This window comes from Streptomyces sp. NPDC026500 (assembly GCF_055567635.1).
On the sequence record NZ_JBVHQB010000008.1, the window covers coordinates 314,115 to 329,251 of the forward strand.

Here is a 15,137-nt window from a genome sequence, read left to right on the forward strand (position 1 = left end):
TTGGAAGGAGCCGCTGCGATGCAGGGCGACCCCGAGGTCATCGAATTCCTCAACGAGCAGCTGACCGGTGAGCTGACCGCGATCAACCAGTACTTCCTGCACGCGAAGATGCAGGAGAACTTCGGCTGGACGAAGCTAGCGAAGTACACACGGCACGAGTCGTTCGACGAGATGAAGCACGCGGAGGTACTCACCGACCGCATTCTCTTCCTCGACGGACTGCCGAACTACCAGCGGCTCTTCCATGTCCGGGTGGGGCAGACCGTCACCGAGATGTTCCAGGCCGACCGACAGGTGGAGGTGGAGGCGATCGACCGCCTCAAGCGCGGGATCGAGGTGATGCGCACGAAGGGCGACATCACGTCCGCGAACATCTTCGAGTCGATCCTCGAGGACGAGGAACACCACATCGACTACCTGGACACCCAGCTGGAACTGGTCGAGAAGCTCGGTGAGGCGCTCTACATCGCACAGCTCATCGAGCAGCCGGAGAGCTAGGCGGCCTCGCGCCCGGCGGTCCCGTACTCGACGGCCTCACGCCGGCCGGCCTCGACCTGTCCGAGGACGTCGGAGAGCACCGGCATGCCCTGGTCGGCCAGCTCACGGCGCGGACACGAGCCCCTGCCCAGCAGTGCCTGGATCCGGCGTACGCACGAACCGCAGTCCGTGCCCGCCTTGGAGGCCGAGGCTATCTGCCGAGGAGTACAGGCACCGTTCTCCGCGTGCTTCTTCACCTGCTGTTCGGTGATCCCGAAGCAACTGCAGACGTACACGCGGTTCACCTTCCCGCCGGAATCGCTGGGTAGTGCCGTCCCGATGATCGGTGAGGCTAACCTAACCTTACCCGTCACACAGGAACCACAAAAGTGGCATGGGGCGCGGATCGTATGTGATCCGCGCCCCACTTCAGGTGCCGGTAACAGGCGTCGCACCTGTTGATCTACTACTGGTCGCGGTACATCTCGGCGACGAGGAACGCCAGGTCAAGGGACTGGCTGCGGTTCAGACGGGGGTCGCAGGCCGTCTCATAGCGCTGGTGCAGATCGTCGACGAAGATCTCGTCGCCGCCGCCCACGCACTCGGTGACATCGTCACCGGTGAGCTCGACATGGATGCCGCCCGGGTGCGTGCCGAGGCCCTTGTGGACCTCGAAGAAGCCCTTGACCTCGTCGAGCACGTCGTCGAAGCGGCGGGTCTTGTGGCCCGAGGCCGCCTCGAAGGTGTTGCCGTGCATCGGGTCGGTCACCCAGGCCACGGTCGCGCCGGAGGCGGTGACCTTCTCGACCAGCTCGGGCAGCTTGTCGCGGACCTTGTCCGCGCCCATCCGCACGATGAAGGTGAGGCGGCCCGGCTCGCGGTCCGGGTCGAGGCGCTCGATGTACTGGAGCGCCTCCTCGGCCGTCGTCGTCGGGCCCAGCTTGATCCCGACCGGGTTGCGGATCTTCGACGCGAACTCGATGTGCGCGCCGTCCAGCTGACGGGTGCGCTCACCGATCCACACCATGTGGCCCGAGACGTCGTACAGGTGGCCCGTACGCGAGTCGACGCGAGTGAGCGCCGACTCGTAGTCGAGGAGCAGCGCCTCGTGGGAGGCGTAGAACTCGACGGTCTTGAACTCCTCCGGGTCGGTGCCGCAGGCCCGCATGAAGTTCATCGCGTTGTCGATCTCGCGCGCCAGCTGCTCGTAGCGCTGACCCGACGGGGACGACTTCACGAAGTCCTGGTTCCAGGCGTGCACCTGGCGCAGGTCGGCGTAGCCGCCGGTGGCGAAGGCACGCACCAGGTTGAGCGTGGAGGCGGACGCGTTGTACATCCGCTTCAGGCGCTCGGGGTCCGGGATACGGGCCTTCTCGTTGAAGTCGAAGCCGTTGACCGAGTCGCCCCGGTACGTCGGCAGGGTCACGCCGTCGCGGGTCTCGGTGCCCTTGGACCGCGGCTTGGAGTACTGGCCGGCGATCCGGCCGACCTTCACCACCGGTACCGAGGCGGCGTACGTGAGGACGGCGCCCATCTGGAGCAGGGTCTTGAGCTTGTTGCGGATCTGGTCGGCCGACACGGCGTCGAAGGCCTCGGCGCAGTCGCCGCCCTGGAGAAGGAACGCCTCTCCCTTGGCGACGGACGCCATCCGGGCGCGCAGCTGGTCGCACTCGCCCGCGAAGACGAGCGGCGGATACGACTCGAGGTCCGCGATCACATCGCGCAGAGCCTCGGCATCGGGGTACTCGGGCTGCTGCGCCGCGGGCAGGTCTCGCCAGGTGTTGCCAGCGCTCGCGCTGGACTTAGCGTTCACGGTCACCCCCACAACATTACGGGGTCGTGTCGGGCATCCATTCCCGTGCTCATCAATTGAGACGAAGCGCGCTCGATCGGCGTCTCCCCGGGCGGCCATACGACACGTCGCCGCGGCAGCCCGGGAAGGCAATCCGCTAGTCCACGTCGAGGCGGTCGCGGTCGATGGAGATCTTCACACCGCCGTGGGTCTCGGTCGTGTCGCCCACGTACTGGTGAATGCGCTGGTGCTTGCCCCACAGCGTCGGGGGCATCGAGGAGTCGGAGGTGGTCGACTCGCCGTTCCATCGGGCGAAGTGGATCACGTCGGGCAGAGTGACGTCCCCGCGGTTGGCGATCAGGTCGGACACCAGGGACGAGGTGTTGCCGTACGCGCCGGAGCGATAACCGAGTGCGTGCAGGCGCACGGTGTAGGCGTCGAGGTAGGCGAGCACCTGGTCGGTGACCTTTCCGCCCGGCTCGTAGTGCTCCAGGTCGTTGTAGATCACCGTGCCCTTGGCGAAGCCCAGCGCGGCGGCCTGCTTGACCGCGTCGTCGGCCGCCGCGGTGCCCTGCGACACCGGGCTGGTGATCGCCGAGCAGCCGCCCCCGCAGCTGCCGCCGTCGGAGGAGGGCTGCCGGCCGACGTACAGCGGGAAGAACCGCCAGCCGCGCGTGTACTGCGTCCGCACCCAGTCGGCGGTGAGGTGCTGCTGGGCGCAGGCGCGGTTGAGACCGCCGATGTAGACGCCGATGGCGCCGTAGCCGGAGTCGTCGCGCCAGGCGTCCATCGCCGACTGGCTCGGGGCGGTGCAGGCGTCGAAGCCCTCGCCGCGGAAGGAGGTCGCGTCCTTGGGCAGCGGGGCAGCAGCCCGCTGCTGCGCGGGTTCCTCGCGCCGGGCGGCGGCGACGGGCAGTCCGGCGCTGTTCAGGACGTCCTGGATGCGCGCGCGGTCGTATCCGTAGGCCGCGGTGACGGCGATGCGGTCGGCGGTGGCCCGGTAGGTGCGGGCCACCGGGTTCTCGGTGACGGCCCTGGGGGCCACGGGGGCGGGCTGGACCAGCAGCGCCTCGGTACGGCCGCTGGCCCTGGCCGGGCAGTTCTGGTCGGTGCCGGGGGTGCCGAGGTAGACGGCGTGCCGGTCGAAGCGGACACAGGTGTCGGGATGTTTCTTCAGGTCCACGATCCGCCAGGAGTCGGGGACGGTGAAGATGTAGCCGCGGTAGGCGACCTGGGTGAGGTCCTCGGCGTCGCTCGGGCGCGGGGCGGAGCTCGCGGGGACGAGCGGTCCGGCGGCGAGGGCGGCTGCCGCGAGGAGCACGGTCAGGGCGCGGGCGCCGGTCCGGCGGCTCTGGGGTGAACGGACTGCGTGCATGGCTCTCGTTTCACGGTGGGTTCGGACGGTCGGACTGTCTGGCCATCCATGGCCGGTGACCGGGCGGTCGGAACGCCATGCGGGAACGGTTCACGCTGTTGCCCGCCCCTCCGCGTCGGGTAAGGTGCGGCGCATGTTCGCGCATTCGAACCAGAACTGGTGGTGGACCGCTCATCCGGCGGCCCACTGACTGCGCGTAGACACGACTTCGCGAAGGCCGCCCGAGGGGCGGCCTTCGGTGTTTGCGGACCCGGGTCGTTCCTCTCCGAGATGCACGCTTCGAGAGAAGGACCGCACCGATGAATCTGCTCGACCTGCTGGACGATCCCCGTCCCTTCGCCCTCCTGCGCCGCCGGACTCCGGGCCGCGACCACGATGTGGTGGAACTGCTGCTGGGGCCGGTGCGCGAGGTGGAGCGCCTCGCCGACATCCCCGACGAGGGCCTCGCGCTGATCCCGTTCCGGCAGATCCGGGAGCGCGGCTTCGACGTCCGTGACGACGGCACCCCGCTTTCGGTGCTCGTTCCCGAGGAGCGCCACGAACTGCCGCTCGGACAGGCGCTGGCGGAGCTGCCGGCGCACGACGTCCGGGTCGAGGGTGGTGGCTTCGACGTCGGCGACGAGGAGTACTCCCGGATCGTGGAACGGGTGCTGCGCGAGGAGATCGGGCGCGGCGAGGGCGCCAACTTCGTGATCCGGCGGACGTACGAGGGACGGATCCCGGGGTTCGGACGGGCCGACGCGCTGCCGCTGTTCCGCCGGCTGCTGGTCGGCGAGCGGGGCGCGTACTGGACGTTCGTCGTGCACACCGGGGAGCGGACGCTGGTCGGGGCGAGCCCGGAGGTGCATGTCCGGATGGCCGCCGGGACGGTCGTGATGAACCCGATCAGCGGGACCTACCGCTATCCGGCCGGGGGGCCGACGCCCGAGGACCTGCTCGCGTTCCTCGCCGACGGCAAGGAGATCGAGGAGCTCTCGATGGTCGTCGACGAGGAGCTCAAGATGATGTGCACGGTCGGCGACATGGGCGGCGTGGTGATCGGGCCGCGGCTCAAGGAGATGGCCCATCTCGCGCACACCGAGTACGAGTTGCGGGGCCGCTCCTCGCTGGACGTACGGGACGTGCTGCGGGAGACCATGTTCGCGGCGACCGTCACCGGCTCACCGGTCCAGAACGCCTGCCGCGTCATCGAGCGCCATGAGGTCGGCGGGCGCGGCTATTACGCGGGCGCGCTGGCGCTGGTGGGACGGCGGCCGGCGGACGGGCCGGAGGGAACGGCCGGGGCGCAGACCCTCGACTCCCCGATCCTCATCCGGACCGCCGACATCGACGCGGCCGGCCGGCTGCGGGTACCGGTCGGCGCCACCCTCGTACGGGGATCGGATCCGGCGGGCGAGGTCGCCGAGACACATGCCAAGGCGGCGGGCGTGCTGGCGGCGCTGGGCGTGCGGCCCGGCAGGCCGCGCCCGGACGGCGTACGGCCGAAGCTGGGCGACGATCCGCGGGTGCGGGCATCGCTCGACGGGCGGCGGGCCTCGCTGGCGCCGTTCTGGCTGCGGATGCAGGAGCGCTCCCGGGAACTCGCCGGGCACGCGCTGGTCGTGGACGCCGAGGACACCTTCACCGCGATGCTGGCGCATCTGCTGCGGTCGTCCGGGCTCGACGTGACCGTGCGCCGGTACGACGAACCGGGGCTGCGCGAGGCGGTCCTCGCGCACGAGGGGCCGGTGGTCCTCGGCCCCGGTCCCGGGGACCCCTCCGATCCGGCGGACCCCAAGATGCGCTTCCTGCGCACGCTCACCGCCGAGGTGCTCCGGGGCCACCGGCACGGCGTCCTCGGTGTCTGCCTCGGCCACGAGCTGATCGCGGCCGAACTGGGGCTGGACATCGTCCGCAAGGACGTGCCGTACCAGGGCGCGCAGACCCGCATCGACCTCTTCGGGCGGGCGGAGACCGTCGGCTTCTACAACAGCTTCGCGGCGCGCTGCGACGACGACGCGCTGGTGGAGCTGCGGGCGCACGGCGTCGAGGTCAGCCGCGCCGCGAACGGCGAGGTGCACGCGCTGCGCGGTCCCGGGTTCGCGGGTGTGCAGTTCCACCCGGAGTCGGTGCTGACGCTGAACGGCGCGACGGTCGTACGGGAGCTGACGGGTCAGCTGCGGGGCACCAGCACGTTCTCCGAGCGGCGGCCCTCGGTGTAGTCGAGGACGTTCCGGACGGTGGTGTCGACGATCTGGCCCACGGCGTCGCCGGTGTAGTACGCCTGGTGCGAGGTGACCAGGACGTTCGGGAAGGTGACCAGGCGGGCCAGGGTGTCGTCCTCGACGGTTTCGAGGGACTTGTCGAGGAAGAACAGCCCTGCCTCGGCCTCGTACACGTCGAGGCCGACGCCCGTGAAGCGGCCCTCGCGCAACTGGGCGACGAGGGCCTGGCTGTCGATCAGGCCGCCTCGGCTGGAGTTCACCAGGATCGCGTCGTCCTTCATCGCGAGCAGGGCGTCGGCGTCGATGAGGTGCTCGGTCTGCGGCATCAGCGGCACGTGCAGGGTGACCAGGTCGGACTCGGCGAGGAGTCGGTCCTTGGAGACGTACTTCATGCCGAGTTCGACGCAGGCCGGGTTCTCGGCGATGTCCCACCCGAGCAGGTTCATGCCGAAGCCGTGGGCGATCCGGGTGAAGGCCTCGCCGATCTTCCCGGTGCCGAGGACGCCCACGGTGCGGCCGTGCATGTCACGGCCCATCAGTCCGTCGAGGCGGAAGTCGAAGTCGCGGGTGCGGTTGGCGGCGCGCACGATACGGCGGTTGACGGCCATGCCGAGGGTCCAGGCGAACTCGGCGACCGAGTAGGGCGAGTAGTACGAGACCCGGGCGACCGTCATGCCGAGGCGCTCGGCGACCTCGAGGTCGATGTTGTTGAACCCGGTGGAGCGCTGGGCGACGAGTTGGGTGCCGCCGGTCGCCAGGGTCTGCAGAACGCGGTTCCCCAGGCCGCAGTTGACGCTGGTGGAGATGGCCTCGTAGCCGGCCGCGATGGGGGCGGTGTCCTCGGTGAGGAAGACGCCGAGGCAGCGGACCTCGTGGCGTCCCGCGAAGGCCTTCTCGATCAAGGGCTTCTCGTCGGACTGGACGCCGAACGCCAGAATCTCCACCGGTTTCTCCCGTTCTGGGGTATGGGCCGAATATACGACCCATACCCCGGAGCCGCAGAGGAGCCGCCGTCAGCCGAAGAAGACCCCGACCTCTTCGTACAGCTTGGGGTCGACCGTCTTCAGCTTGGCGGTGGCCTCCGAGATCGGAACACGGACGATGTCCGTGCCGCGCAGGGCCATCATCTTGCCGAAGTCGCCGTCACGGACGGCCTCGATGGCGTGCAGGCCGAAGCGGGTGGCGAGCCAGCGGTCGAAGGCGCTGGGCGTCCCGCCGCGCTGGACGTGACCGAGGACCGTGGTGCGGGCCTCCTTTCCGGTGCGCCGCTCGATCTCCTTGGCCAGCCACTCGCCGACACCGGAGAGCCGGACATGCCCGAAGGAGTCCAGCGTGCCGTCCTTGAGGACCATGTCGCCGTCCTTGGGCATGGCACCCTCGGCGACGACCACGATCGGCGCGTACGACGCCTTGAAGCGCGAGGTCACCCAGGCGCAGACCTGCTCGACGTCGAAGCGCTGCTCGGGGATGAGGATGACGTTCGCGCCGCCGGCCAGGCCCGAGTGGATGGCGATCCAGCCCGCGTGACGGCCCATCACCTCGCAGACGAGGACGCGCATATGCGATTCGGCGGTGGTGTGCAGGCGGTCGATGGCCTCCGTCGCGATGTTGACCGCCGTGTCGAAGCCGAAGGTGTAGTCGGTGGCGGAGAGGTCGTTGTCGATGGTCTTCGGTACGCCGACGATGTGGATGCCGTACTCGTCGCCGAGTCGCGCGGCGACGCCCAGGGTGTCCTCGCCGCCGATCACCACGAGGGCGTCGACCTCCTGCTTGGCGAGGTTCTCCTTGATCCGGCGGATGCCGTTCTCGTGCTTGAGGGGATTGGTGCGCGAGGATCCGAGGATGGTGCCGCCGCGCGGCAGGATCCCGCGCACGGCGGGGATGTCGAGCTGTACCGTGTCGCCTTCGAGCGGCCCCCGCCAGCCGTCCCGGTAACCGACGAAGTCATAGCCGTACTCCTGCACGCCCTTGCGGACGATGCCCCGGATGACGGCGTTGAGCCCGGGGCAGTCGCCGCCTCCGGTCAGTACTCCGACCCGCATGGAAAGTCCCTTCGCCATGGGTGGCTGTCGGACTCACGCTAATAGTGATCCAGGTCACTTCGGCATGGTGCGGAAGGTCTATTCCGGTGAATTGTCGGCCAGTTGATCAGTGCAGATCACCCGAAGGGCGGCATGCGACCGGGTCAGGCCTCGTCCAGTCCGCGCTCTATGGCGTAGCGGACCAGCTCGACGCGGTTGTGCAACTGGAGCTTGCCCAGGGTGTTCTGCACATGGTTCTGGACGGTGCGGTGGGAGATGACCAGGCGCTCGGCGATCTGCTTGTAGCTCAGGCCCTTGGCGACCAGCCGGAGCACCTCGGTCTCACGGTCGGTCAGCTGCGGGGCTCTCGGCTCGCCCGAACCCGTGGACGTGACCGGCTCCGAGGCCAGCCGGCGGTACTCGCCGAGGACCAGGCCCGCGAGGCCCGGTGTGAACACCGGGTCGCCGACGGCCGTCCGGCGCACCGCGTCGGTCAGCTCCTCCGCGGACGCCGACTTCAGGAGGTAGCCGGTCGCGCCGGACTTCACCGCCTCCAGCACATCGGCGTGCTCGCCGCTGGCCGACAGGACCAGAACGCGCAGGGCCGGGTTGGCGCCGACCAGCTCCTTGCAGACCTGGACACCGGGTTTGGCCGGCAGGTTCAGATCGAGGACGAGGACGTCGGGCGCCACCGCCAGCGCGCGGCGCACGGCCTGTTCGCCGTCGCCCGCCGTGGCGACCACGTCGAACCCGGCGGCCGCCAGGTCACGGGCCACGGCGTCGCGCCACATGGGGTGGTCGTCCACCACCATGACCCTGATGAGGTTCTCGCCCGCCCGCGGCTCCGCCGCCGTCCCGCCCGTCATCGCCGTACCGTCGCCTTCGTCATCGCGTCGTCGCCTTCCCCCGCACGTCCTTCGGTACCTTCAGCTCGACCTCCGTGCCCTGCCCCGGGACCGAGATCAGCTCCGCCGCGCCGCCCAGCTCGCGCAGCCTGCCGCGGATCGACAGCGCCACCCCTAGCCGCCCCTCGCCCTCGGCCTGGGCGAGCCGCCCCTCCGGGATGCCCGGGCCGTCGTCGCGCACCGTCACGATCACCGCGTCCGGCTCGTCCTCGACCAGGATCCAGGCACGGGCGTCCGCGCCCACGTGCTTGCGGACATTGTCCAGGGCGGCACCGACGGCAGCGGCCAGTTCCCGCGCCACGGGCGGGTCGAGCGGCACCGGCGCGCCGGGCTCGGAGAGGGTCACGCGCGCGGTGGCGTACGGGGCGAGCAGGGCGCGCAGGTCGACGGGGCGCGCGGGATCCTCGTCGTCGGGTTCGTCGACGGCCAGTACGACCGCGCCGAGCGCGGCGTCCTCCGACACCCGTGAGACGGGCACCAGACCGCCTGACACCAGCGTGCGCAGCGCGGCCTCCTGCTCACCGGCCATCCGGCCGAGCTCCGCGGCCTCGCCGCCGAGCGCGCTGCCACGCCGCTGCACCATGGCGAGGACCTGGAGCACGCCGTCGTGGATGTCCCGGGCGAGCCGCTCGCGTTCGCGGGTGGCTGCCTCGATCTCCAGGGCGCGGGCGAGGGTGCGCTCGGAGGCGCGGGCGACCTCGACGACATAGCCGATGGCGATGGAGGCGACCCAGACGAGGACCACGTTGTGCACGGTGTCCCGGGTCGGGGCTCCGCGCTCGATGATGTTGGCCGCGGCGACGAGCGTGGAGGCGAAGGCCGCCCACCGCCAGCCGCCCTTGATCGCGAAGGCCAGGACGGCGCCCGCCGTCCATATCGACGGCAGCGTCGGGCCGCCCGATTCGATGCGCGAGGCCGAGTCGGCGACGCGGGTGAGCATGATGCCGGCCAGCGCGACGGTGAGGTCGGCGGCGAGGAACCGCTTGGTGCAGTTGGCCGCCCCGGAGACTCTGGGGAGTGTGGCCAGCGTCCAGACCAGCAGGAACGCGAAGAACCCGACGGCCACCCAGGGGCGGGCGAACTTGTCGTACGCGGTGGCGAAGAGCCCGATCGCGTACAGAACGGTCAGCACCCGGTACCCGGTCAGCGCACGCCACAGCGGCTGCTCGACCGACATCCTCATGACTCTCTCGCGCCTGGCCATGCCCCCCACCCCACGCTGCCGACGTCCCTACGGACGCTTCTAGGAGCCGGACCGTTGCCTGTCGGCCGGTCCGGCTTCCCCGGCGGCCTGCCGACCGCTCGACGGATCGGCCTGCTCGCCGACACGCCCCTCGACAGCCTGCTCCTCGTTCTCCTCCTCGGCCGCCTGATCCTCGGCCGGCTCTTCGTCCTGTTCCTCGGCCACCTGATCCTCGGCCGGCTCGTCGGCCTGTTCCTCGGCCGCCTGCTTCGCGGCCTGGGCGAGTGCCGCCCTGGCCGCCTTCTCCGCGTCCTTCTCGGCCTTCGCCGCATCCGCGATCTGCCGCTTGGCGGCCGTCGCGTACATGTCGACGTACTCCTGGCCGGAGAGCTTCATGATCTCGTACATGACCTCGTCGGTCACCGCGCGGAGCACGAACCGGTCGTGCTCCATGCCGCTGTAGCGGCTGAAGTCCAGCGGCTTGCCGATGCGGATGCCCGGACGCATCAGCTTGGGCATCAACTTGCCCGGCGGCTGGATCTTCTCGGTGTCGATCATCGCGACGGGGATGACGGGCGCGCCGGTGGCGAGAGCCACGCGCGCGAGGCCACCGGGCTTGCCCCGGTAGAGGCGGCCGTCGGGCGAGCGCGTGCCTTCCGGGTAGATGCCGAACAGTTCACCGCGCTCGATCACGTCTATGCCGCTCTTGACGGCCGCCTCGCCCGCGCCGCGCGCGCCGGAACGGTCCACCGGGAGCTGGCCGACACCCTTGAAGAAGGCGGCGGTCATCCGGCCCTTGATGCCCGGGGTCGTGAAGTACTCGGCCTTCGCGATGAAGGTCACCTTGCGGTCGAGGACCGCCGGCAGGAAGAACGAGTCCGAGAACGACAGGTGATTGCTCGCCAGAATGGCCGGGCCCTCGGCGGGGATGTTCTCGAGGCCTTCCACCCAGGGCCTGAAGGCGAGCTTCAGCGGCCCTCCGATGGAAAACTTCATTGCGCCGTAGATCACCCGAGTGCCTCCTGTGTCGTAGATCAGACCTTAACCCGGAGCACCGCCAAAGGACCCGACGACCCTGGTCGGTGTCAGTACGGTCGCGTACGGTGAAGCACACCTGGAGTCGTTTTCCGCCCAACTCATGAACAGGAGACCGAGGTGCCGGTCCTTCCTGGAGCCGAGCCGTTCCGCCACGAGGGCGGAGAGGTCGGCGTCCTTCTCTGCCACGGTTTCACCGGCTCCCCGCAGTCACTGCGTCCCTGGGCGGAGTATCTCGCCGAGCGCGGTCTCACTGTCGCGCTGCCCCTGCTGCCGGGACACGGCACCCGCTGGGAGGACATGCAGCTCACCGGCTGGCAGGACTGGTACGCCGAGGTGGACCGCGAGCTGCGTGCCCTGCGCGAGAGCTGCTCCCAGGTCTTCGTCTTCGGGCTCTCGATGGGTGGCGCGCTGGCCCTGCGGCTCGCCGCCAAGCACGGCGACGAGATCAGCGGCGTCGTGGTCGTCAACCCGCTGAACAAGGTGCAGGGCCTCTCCGCGCACGCCCTGCCCGTGCTCCGTCACCTTGTTCCGTCCGTCAAGGGCATCGCGAGCGACATCGCGAAGGAGGGCTCCGAAGAGCTCGGCTACGACCGGGTGCCGCTGCACGCCGCGCACTCGATGCGGCAGCTGTGCGGGGTCGTGGACGCGGAGTTGCCGCAGGTCACCCAGCCGCTCCTGCTGCTGCACAGCCTCCAGGACCATGTGGTCTCCCCCGCCGACTCGGCGCGCATCCTCGGCCGGGTGTCGTCCACGGACGTGACGGAGATCGTGCTGGAACAGAGCTACCACGTCGCGACGTTGGACCACGACGCGGGCCGGATCTTCGAGGAGAGCTACTCCTTCGTCACCCGGCTCGCACCCGGTGCCGGCAAGGAGGCCGACGCGGGTCAGGTGGGTCGGCAGGAAGGGACGGCAGCCGGTGGCTGAGCACGACGCGGACCGCGGCGATTCCGAGGAGAAGGGCGTACCCGTCGGCGAGCCGCTCGACGGGACTCTCGGCGAGGGGCTCGGCGACGCGCTCGGAGAGTCCGTGGGGGACCCGCTCGGAGAGTCGCTCGATGGTGCCCGCGGGGAGTCTCCCGGTGACGAGCAGAGCGTGCCCTTCGACGAGGACGCCGCCTGGCAGTCGATCGTCGCGGGATACGGCGAGGAGCCGCCGGACCCGCCCGGCTCACGGCCGTATCGGTCGGTGGAGGACCTCGCGCTCCCCGAACCCGGGACGGACGCAGGGCCCGGGGCCGGCGACGAGGGCGCCGGGGACGGCACGGGCGAGGGCGACGACGGCTCGGCTCCGGGGGCCACGCCCGAGCCGGAGGCCTCCTCCGACCGGCCGTCCGCCGCCAAACCCCTCGGCAGCTCGATCGCCTTCGCGCCCGGTGTCGGCGGCCCGCGGGACTACCGCGCGCCCGAGCCGGCCGAGGACGACTTCGACGAGGACGACGAGGGCCACTTCGTACCGCCCGAGCCGCCTCCGCTGCCGGCCGCGGACACGACCGCCAAGTTCGCCTGGCTCGGTGTGCTCGGCGGCCCCGCCCTGCTCCTGCTGGCTGTCCTGCTCAGCTGGGACATGACCTGGTGGCTCACCACCCTCGGCATCGGCGGTTTCCTCGGCGGCTTCGCCACCCTGGTGACACGCATGAAGGGCGACGACGAGGACCTCGACGACCCGGGGCGCGGCGCGGTGGTCTGACCCGGCCCCATGAAACGGGCGCTCGGGACGCGGGCGCTCAGGTCACAGGTACTCAGGACACGGACACTTTGAGGGCGGCCAGCACGGGCAGGTGGTCCGTGGCCGCCCTCAGGTCTGTCCCGGTCACGCCGGTGAGGCCGAGCGGCACCCCGCAGCCGAGGACCTCGATGCCGGGCGTGGCGAAGATCGCGTCGATGCGCCGGTCGGGCCCCGCGAACGTCCAGGTGTGCTCCCCGCCCCAGGGACGGGTCGCCCAGCCGTCCTGGAGCGTGCCCGCGAGACGGCGGAACGTGGGTCCTGTCGGGCGTTCGTTGAGGTCACCGCCCGCGACGGCGTGCGGGGTGCCGAGACCGGCGAGACGGTCCAGGAGCATGCCGCTCTGCTGATACCGCTCGTCCTTCTGGAGCGACAGATGGCAGCTCAGTACGCCGAGCCGGGCGTCCCCGAAACGCACGACCGCCGTGGCGAAGCCGCGTCGGTGCAGACCCGGGGTCAGCGGGAGCAGTACGTCCTCGGTGCGCTCCACGGTGGCCCGCAGGTTGCACAGCAACGCGGGGCCGGAGGCGGTGGCACCGCCGGACAGGACGACCAGGCCGGAGGCGGCGGCGAGACGTGCGAGCTTCTTGCGCCAGCGGAAGAAGCGCGGCGCCTCCTGGACCAGGACAAGGTCCGGAGCGCAGGCGCTGATCACACGGGCGAGCGCGGCGGTGTCGTCGCGCATCGAGCGGATGTTGTAGCTGAGCACGCGGATGACGGCCGAACCGTCGGATTCGGTGCGGGACGCGGGCAGCGGACTGGCGGAAGGGCTGGTCGGCATGGCGATCAAGATACGCGCCGAGAGCCTCCCGGAAGGGGTGAAACCCCCAGCGCGGCCGGTCCGGGAACGGCGGCGCCCGCCGTCCCGTGGGGGTGCGGCGGGCGCTGCCGTGCGACAGGGTGTGCGGGCACTACATGATCGGGTCGGGCTCCCGGGCCAGGTCCGCCGCTCCGACGAGACCCGCCTTGTTGCCCAGTTGGGCGGCGATCACATCGGCGACCGGGCGCCAGTTGCCGCCGACCAGCCAGCGCTTGTACGAGTTGCGGATCGGGTCGAGGACCAGCTCGCCCTCGTCCGAGAGGCCGCCGCCGACGATGAAGGCGGACGGGTCGAAGAGCGAGGCGAGGTCGGCCAGACCCGCACCGGCCCAGCGGGCCAGCTCGCGGTAGGAGTCCACCGCGACATGGTCGCCCTGGCGGGCGGCCATGGAGATGTGCTTGCCCTCGATGCCGTCCGGGGTGCCGTCACCGAGGCCCAGGAGGACCTCCGCGGCCTCCGGGGTCGCGTTCGCCCGCTGCTTCGCGTAGCGGACGAGGGCGCGCCCGGAGGCGTACTGCTCCCAGCAGCCCTGCGAGCCGCAGCCGCACAGCAGACCGTCCGGCACCATCCGGATGTGGCCGAACTCGGCGGCCACGCCGTAGTGGCCCCGGCGCAGCTTGTTGCCGATGATGATGCCGCCGCCGAGGCCGGTGCCGAGGGTGATGCAGATGACGTTGCGGTGGCCCTTGCCGGCGCCGAACTTGTATTCGCCCCAGGCGGCCGCGTTCGCGTCGTTCTCCACGACGACCGGCAGGCCCACGCGCTGCTCGACCTCGGCCTTGAGCGGTTCGTTGCGCCAGTCGATGTTCGGCGCGAAGTAGACCGTCGAGCGCTGGCGGTTCACGTATCCGGCGGCACCGATGCCGACGCCGACGATGTCGTGACCGGCGCGCGCGCCCTCCACTGCCGATGCGATCGCGTCCACGATGGCCTGCGGCGTGGTGGGAGTCGGCACCTTGTGGGTCGAGAGGATATTGCCTTCCTCGTCGACCACACCGGCCGCGATCTTCGTGCCGCCGATATCGACGCCGATGGTGAGTCCCATGAATCCCTCAGTTTCGGTCGAGCCCCGCTACGGCCAACCGTACCCGAGGGGCGATTAGTCCAAGTCGATGTGTTCGCCCGGACCCGACTCGTCGTCGCGCGATCCGGTGCCCCCGGTGGTCCAGCGGCGCTCCTGGTTCTCGACGGCCGAACGGTAGGCGGCGAGCAGTTCGGAGCCCGCGGCCGCGAGGTGGTCGAAGACCTCGGGGTTGCGCTCCAGCACCGGTTCCACGGCGGCCTTGGCCTGCTGCACGACCTGGTTGACCATCTGCTGGGCGGTGCCGGAGGCGACCGCCCCGAACAGCGGCGACTGGAGTCCGGAGAGCTTGTCGGCGACGGCGTCGACGAGTTTGCGCAGTTCCTCGGCGGCCGAGCCGGGCGGCGGGCCGTGCTGGGCGCGGCGACGGGCCTTCTCCGCGGCGAGGTCCTCCTCGCAGGCCGTCGCCCAGGCGTCGGCGTCGGTGGGGTGCGCTTCTTCGACGCGCACCTCGTCGGCCGTCTCCTCCTGAGCGGCGTCGGATGTGGGGCGCTCTTCGCTCATGGCGGGACTCC

Annotated in this window: 16 protein-coding genes; 5 read left to right on the forward strand and 11 right to left on the reverse strand. The window is 70.6% G+C overall.

Annotated elements, in window-relative coordinates; all coding sequences use genetic code 11:
- Positions 1-18: 18 nt before the first annotated feature.
- A complete protein-coding gene (gene bfr, locus ACZ4N5_RS17485) occupies positions 19-498 on the forward strand; it encodes a bacterioferritin (RefSeq protein WP_467757935.1) in 480 nt (159 codons plus the stop codon).
- Here the strand turns inward: bfr and ACZ4N5_RS17490 are convergent.
- From ACZ4N5_RS17490 to ACZ4N5_RS17500, 3 genes are all read right to left on the reverse strand, one after another.
- On the reverse strand, positions 495-782 hold the full coding sequence (locus tag ACZ4N5_RS17490; protein ID WP_261706918.1) for a (2Fe-2S)-binding protein: 288 nt from the start codon (positions 780-782) through the stop codon (positions 495-497). The genes bfr and ACZ4N5_RS17490 overlap by 4 nt on opposite strands.
- A gap of 161 nt (positions 783-943) precedes the next feature.
- Positions 944-2,296, reverse strand: a complete 1,353-nt coding sequence (locus ACZ4N5_RS17495; protein ID WP_467757936.1) for a class II 3-deoxy-7-phosphoheptulonate synthase — start codon at positions 2,294-2,296, stop codon at positions 944-946.
- A gap of 130 nt (positions 2,297-2,426) precedes the next feature.
- The gene (locus tag ACZ4N5_RS17500; RefSeq protein WP_467757937.1) at positions 2,427-3,644 is read right to left on the reverse strand and encodes a glycoside hydrolase domain-containing protein; all 1,218 of its coding nucleotides are present in this window, start codon (positions 3,642-3,644) and stop codon (positions 2,427-2,429) included.
- 133 nt (positions 3,645-3,777) lie between these two features.
- Here ACZ4N5_RS17500 and ACZ4N5_RS17505 point away from each other — a divergent pair, with 133 nt between their 5' ends.
- Positions 3,778-3,834, forward strand: coding sequence for a trp operon leader peptide (locus ACZ4N5_RS17505; protein ID WP_101392327.1), 57 nt, complete (start codon positions 3,778-3,780; stop codon positions 3,832-3,834).
- A gap of 109 nt (positions 3,835-3,943) precedes the next feature.
- Positions 3,944-5,845: an anthranilate synthase family protein gene (locus tag ACZ4N5_RS17510; RefSeq protein ID WP_467757938.1), complete on the forward strand. Its 1,902-nt coding sequence runs from the start codon at positions 3,944-3,946 to the stop codon at positions 5,843-5,845.
- Here ACZ4N5_RS17510 and ACZ4N5_RS17515 read toward each other — a convergent pair.
- The 5 genes from ACZ4N5_RS17515 to ACZ4N5_RS17535 form a co-directional block, all read right to left on the reverse strand.
- Positions 5,797-6,792, reverse strand: coding sequence for a 2-hydroxyacid dehydrogenase (locus ACZ4N5_RS17515; RefSeq protein WP_467757939.1), 996 nt, complete (start codon positions 6,790-6,792; stop codon positions 5,797-5,799). The two genes, ACZ4N5_RS17510 and ACZ4N5_RS17515, sit on opposite strands and share 49 nt — an antisense overlap.
- A gap of 69 nt (positions 6,793-6,861) precedes the next feature.
- A complete protein-coding gene (locus tag ACZ4N5_RS17520; protein ID WP_467757940.1) occupies positions 6,862-7,890 on the reverse strand; it encodes a 6-phosphofructokinase in 1,029 nt (342 codons plus the stop codon).
- A gap of 143 nt (positions 7,891-8,033) precedes the next feature.
- Complete coding sequence (locus ACZ4N5_RS17525; RefSeq protein ID WP_467757992.1) at positions 8,034-8,681, reverse strand: response regulator; 648 nt, start codon at positions 8,679-8,681, stop codon at positions 8,034-8,036.
- 73 nt (positions 8,682-8,754) lie between these two features.
- On the reverse strand, positions 8,755-9,978 hold the full coding sequence (gene macS, locus ACZ4N5_RS17530; RefSeq protein ID WP_467757941.1) for a MacS family sensor histidine kinase: 1,224 nt from the start codon (positions 9,976-9,978) through the stop codon (positions 8,755-8,757).
- 39 nt (positions 9,979-10,017) lie between these two features.
- The gene (locus ACZ4N5_RS17535) at positions 10,018-10,953 is read right to left on the reverse strand and encodes a lysophospholipid acyltransferase family protein (RefSeq protein WP_467757942.1); all 936 of its coding nucleotides are present in this window, start codon (positions 10,951-10,953) and stop codon (positions 10,018-10,020) included.
- A gap of 159 nt (positions 10,954-11,112) precedes the next feature.
- On the opposite strand from ACZ4N5_RS17535, the gene ACZ4N5_RS17540 reads away from it, so the two are divergent.
- Both ACZ4N5_RS17540 and ACZ4N5_RS17545 read left to right on the forward strand, forming a co-directional pair.
- A complete protein-coding gene (locus ACZ4N5_RS17540) occupies positions 11,113-11,922 on the forward strand; it encodes an alpha/beta hydrolase (RefSeq protein ID WP_467757943.1) in 810 nt (269 codons plus the stop codon).
- The gene (locus ACZ4N5_RS17545; RefSeq protein WP_467757944.1) at positions 11,915-12,685 is read left to right on the forward strand and encodes a hypothetical protein; all 771 of its coding nucleotides are present in this window, start codon (positions 11,915-11,917) and stop codon (positions 12,683-12,685) included. The genes ACZ4N5_RS17540 and ACZ4N5_RS17545 overlap by 8 nt, the downstream gene beginning before the upstream one ends.
- A gap of 52 nt (positions 12,686-12,737) precedes the next feature.
- Here ACZ4N5_RS17545 and ACZ4N5_RS17550 read toward each other — a convergent pair whose 3' ends face one another.
- The 3 genes from ACZ4N5_RS17550 to ACZ4N5_RS17560 form a co-directional block, all read right to left on the reverse strand.
- Positions 12,738-13,502: an endonuclease/exonuclease/phosphatase family protein gene (locus tag ACZ4N5_RS17550; RefSeq protein WP_467757945.1), complete on the reverse strand. Its 765-nt coding sequence runs from the start codon at positions 13,500-13,502 to the stop codon at positions 12,738-12,740.
- Between the two features lie 130 nt (positions 13,503-13,632).
- On the reverse strand, positions 13,633-14,586 hold the full coding sequence (locus ACZ4N5_RS17555) for an ROK family glucokinase (protein WP_467757946.1): 954 nt from the start codon (positions 14,584-14,586) through the stop codon (positions 13,633-13,635).
- Between the two features lie 54 nt (positions 14,587-14,640).
- Entirely contained in the window at positions 14,641-15,126 is a 486-nt protein-coding gene (locus ACZ4N5_RS17560) for a DUF5304 domain-containing protein (protein WP_467757947.1), read from the reverse strand.
- Positions 15,127-15,137 lie beyond the last annotated feature (11 nt).

What these genes read in the sequence shown, in the direction of transcription:
- ACZ4N5_RS17560 (WP_467757947.1), bottom strand. Translation starts at nt 15,126, where the DNA reads ATGAGCGAAGAGCGCCCCACATCCGACGCCGCTCAGGAGGAGACGGCC.
- ACZ4N5_RS17550 (WP_467757945.1), bottom strand. Translation starts at nt 13,502, where the DNA reads ATGCCGACCAGCCCTTCCGCCAGTCCGCTGCCCGCGTCCCGCACCGAA.
- ACZ4N5_RS17535 (WP_467757942.1), bottom strand. Translation starts at nt 10,953, where the DNA reads ATGAAGTTTTCCATCGGAGGGCCGCTGAAGCTCGCCTTCAGGCCCTGG.
- ACZ4N5_RS17510 (WP_467757938.1), top strand. Translation starts at nt 3,944, where the DNA reads ATGAATCTGCTCGACCTGCTGGACGATCCCCGTCCCTTCGCCCTCCTG.
- ACZ4N5_RS17555 (WP_467757946.1), bottom strand. Translation starts at nt 14,586, where the DNA reads ATGGGACTCACCATCGGCGTCGATATCGGCGGCACGAAGATCGCGGCC.
- ACZ4N5_RS17525 (WP_467757992.1), bottom strand. Translation starts at nt 8,681, where the DNA reads ATGGTGGTGGACGACCACCCCATGTGGCGCGACGCCGTGGCCCGTGAC.
- bfr (WP_467757935.1), top strand. Translation starts at nt 19, where the DNA reads ATGCAGGGCGACCCCGAGGTCATCGAATTCCTCAACGAGCAGCTGACC.
- ACZ4N5_RS17520 (WP_467757940.1), bottom strand. Translation starts at nt 7,890, where the DNA reads ATGCGGGTCGGAGTACTGACCGGAGGCGGCGACTGCCCCGGGCTCAAC.
- ACZ4N5_RS17500 (WP_467757937.1), bottom strand. Translation starts at nt 3,644, where the DNA reads ATGCACGCAGTCCGTTCACCCCAGAGCCGCCGGACCGGCGCCCGCGCC.
- macS (WP_467757941.1), bottom strand. Translation starts at nt 9,978, where the DNA reads ATGGCCAGGCGCGAGAGAGTCATGAGGATGTCGGTCGAGCAGCCGCTG.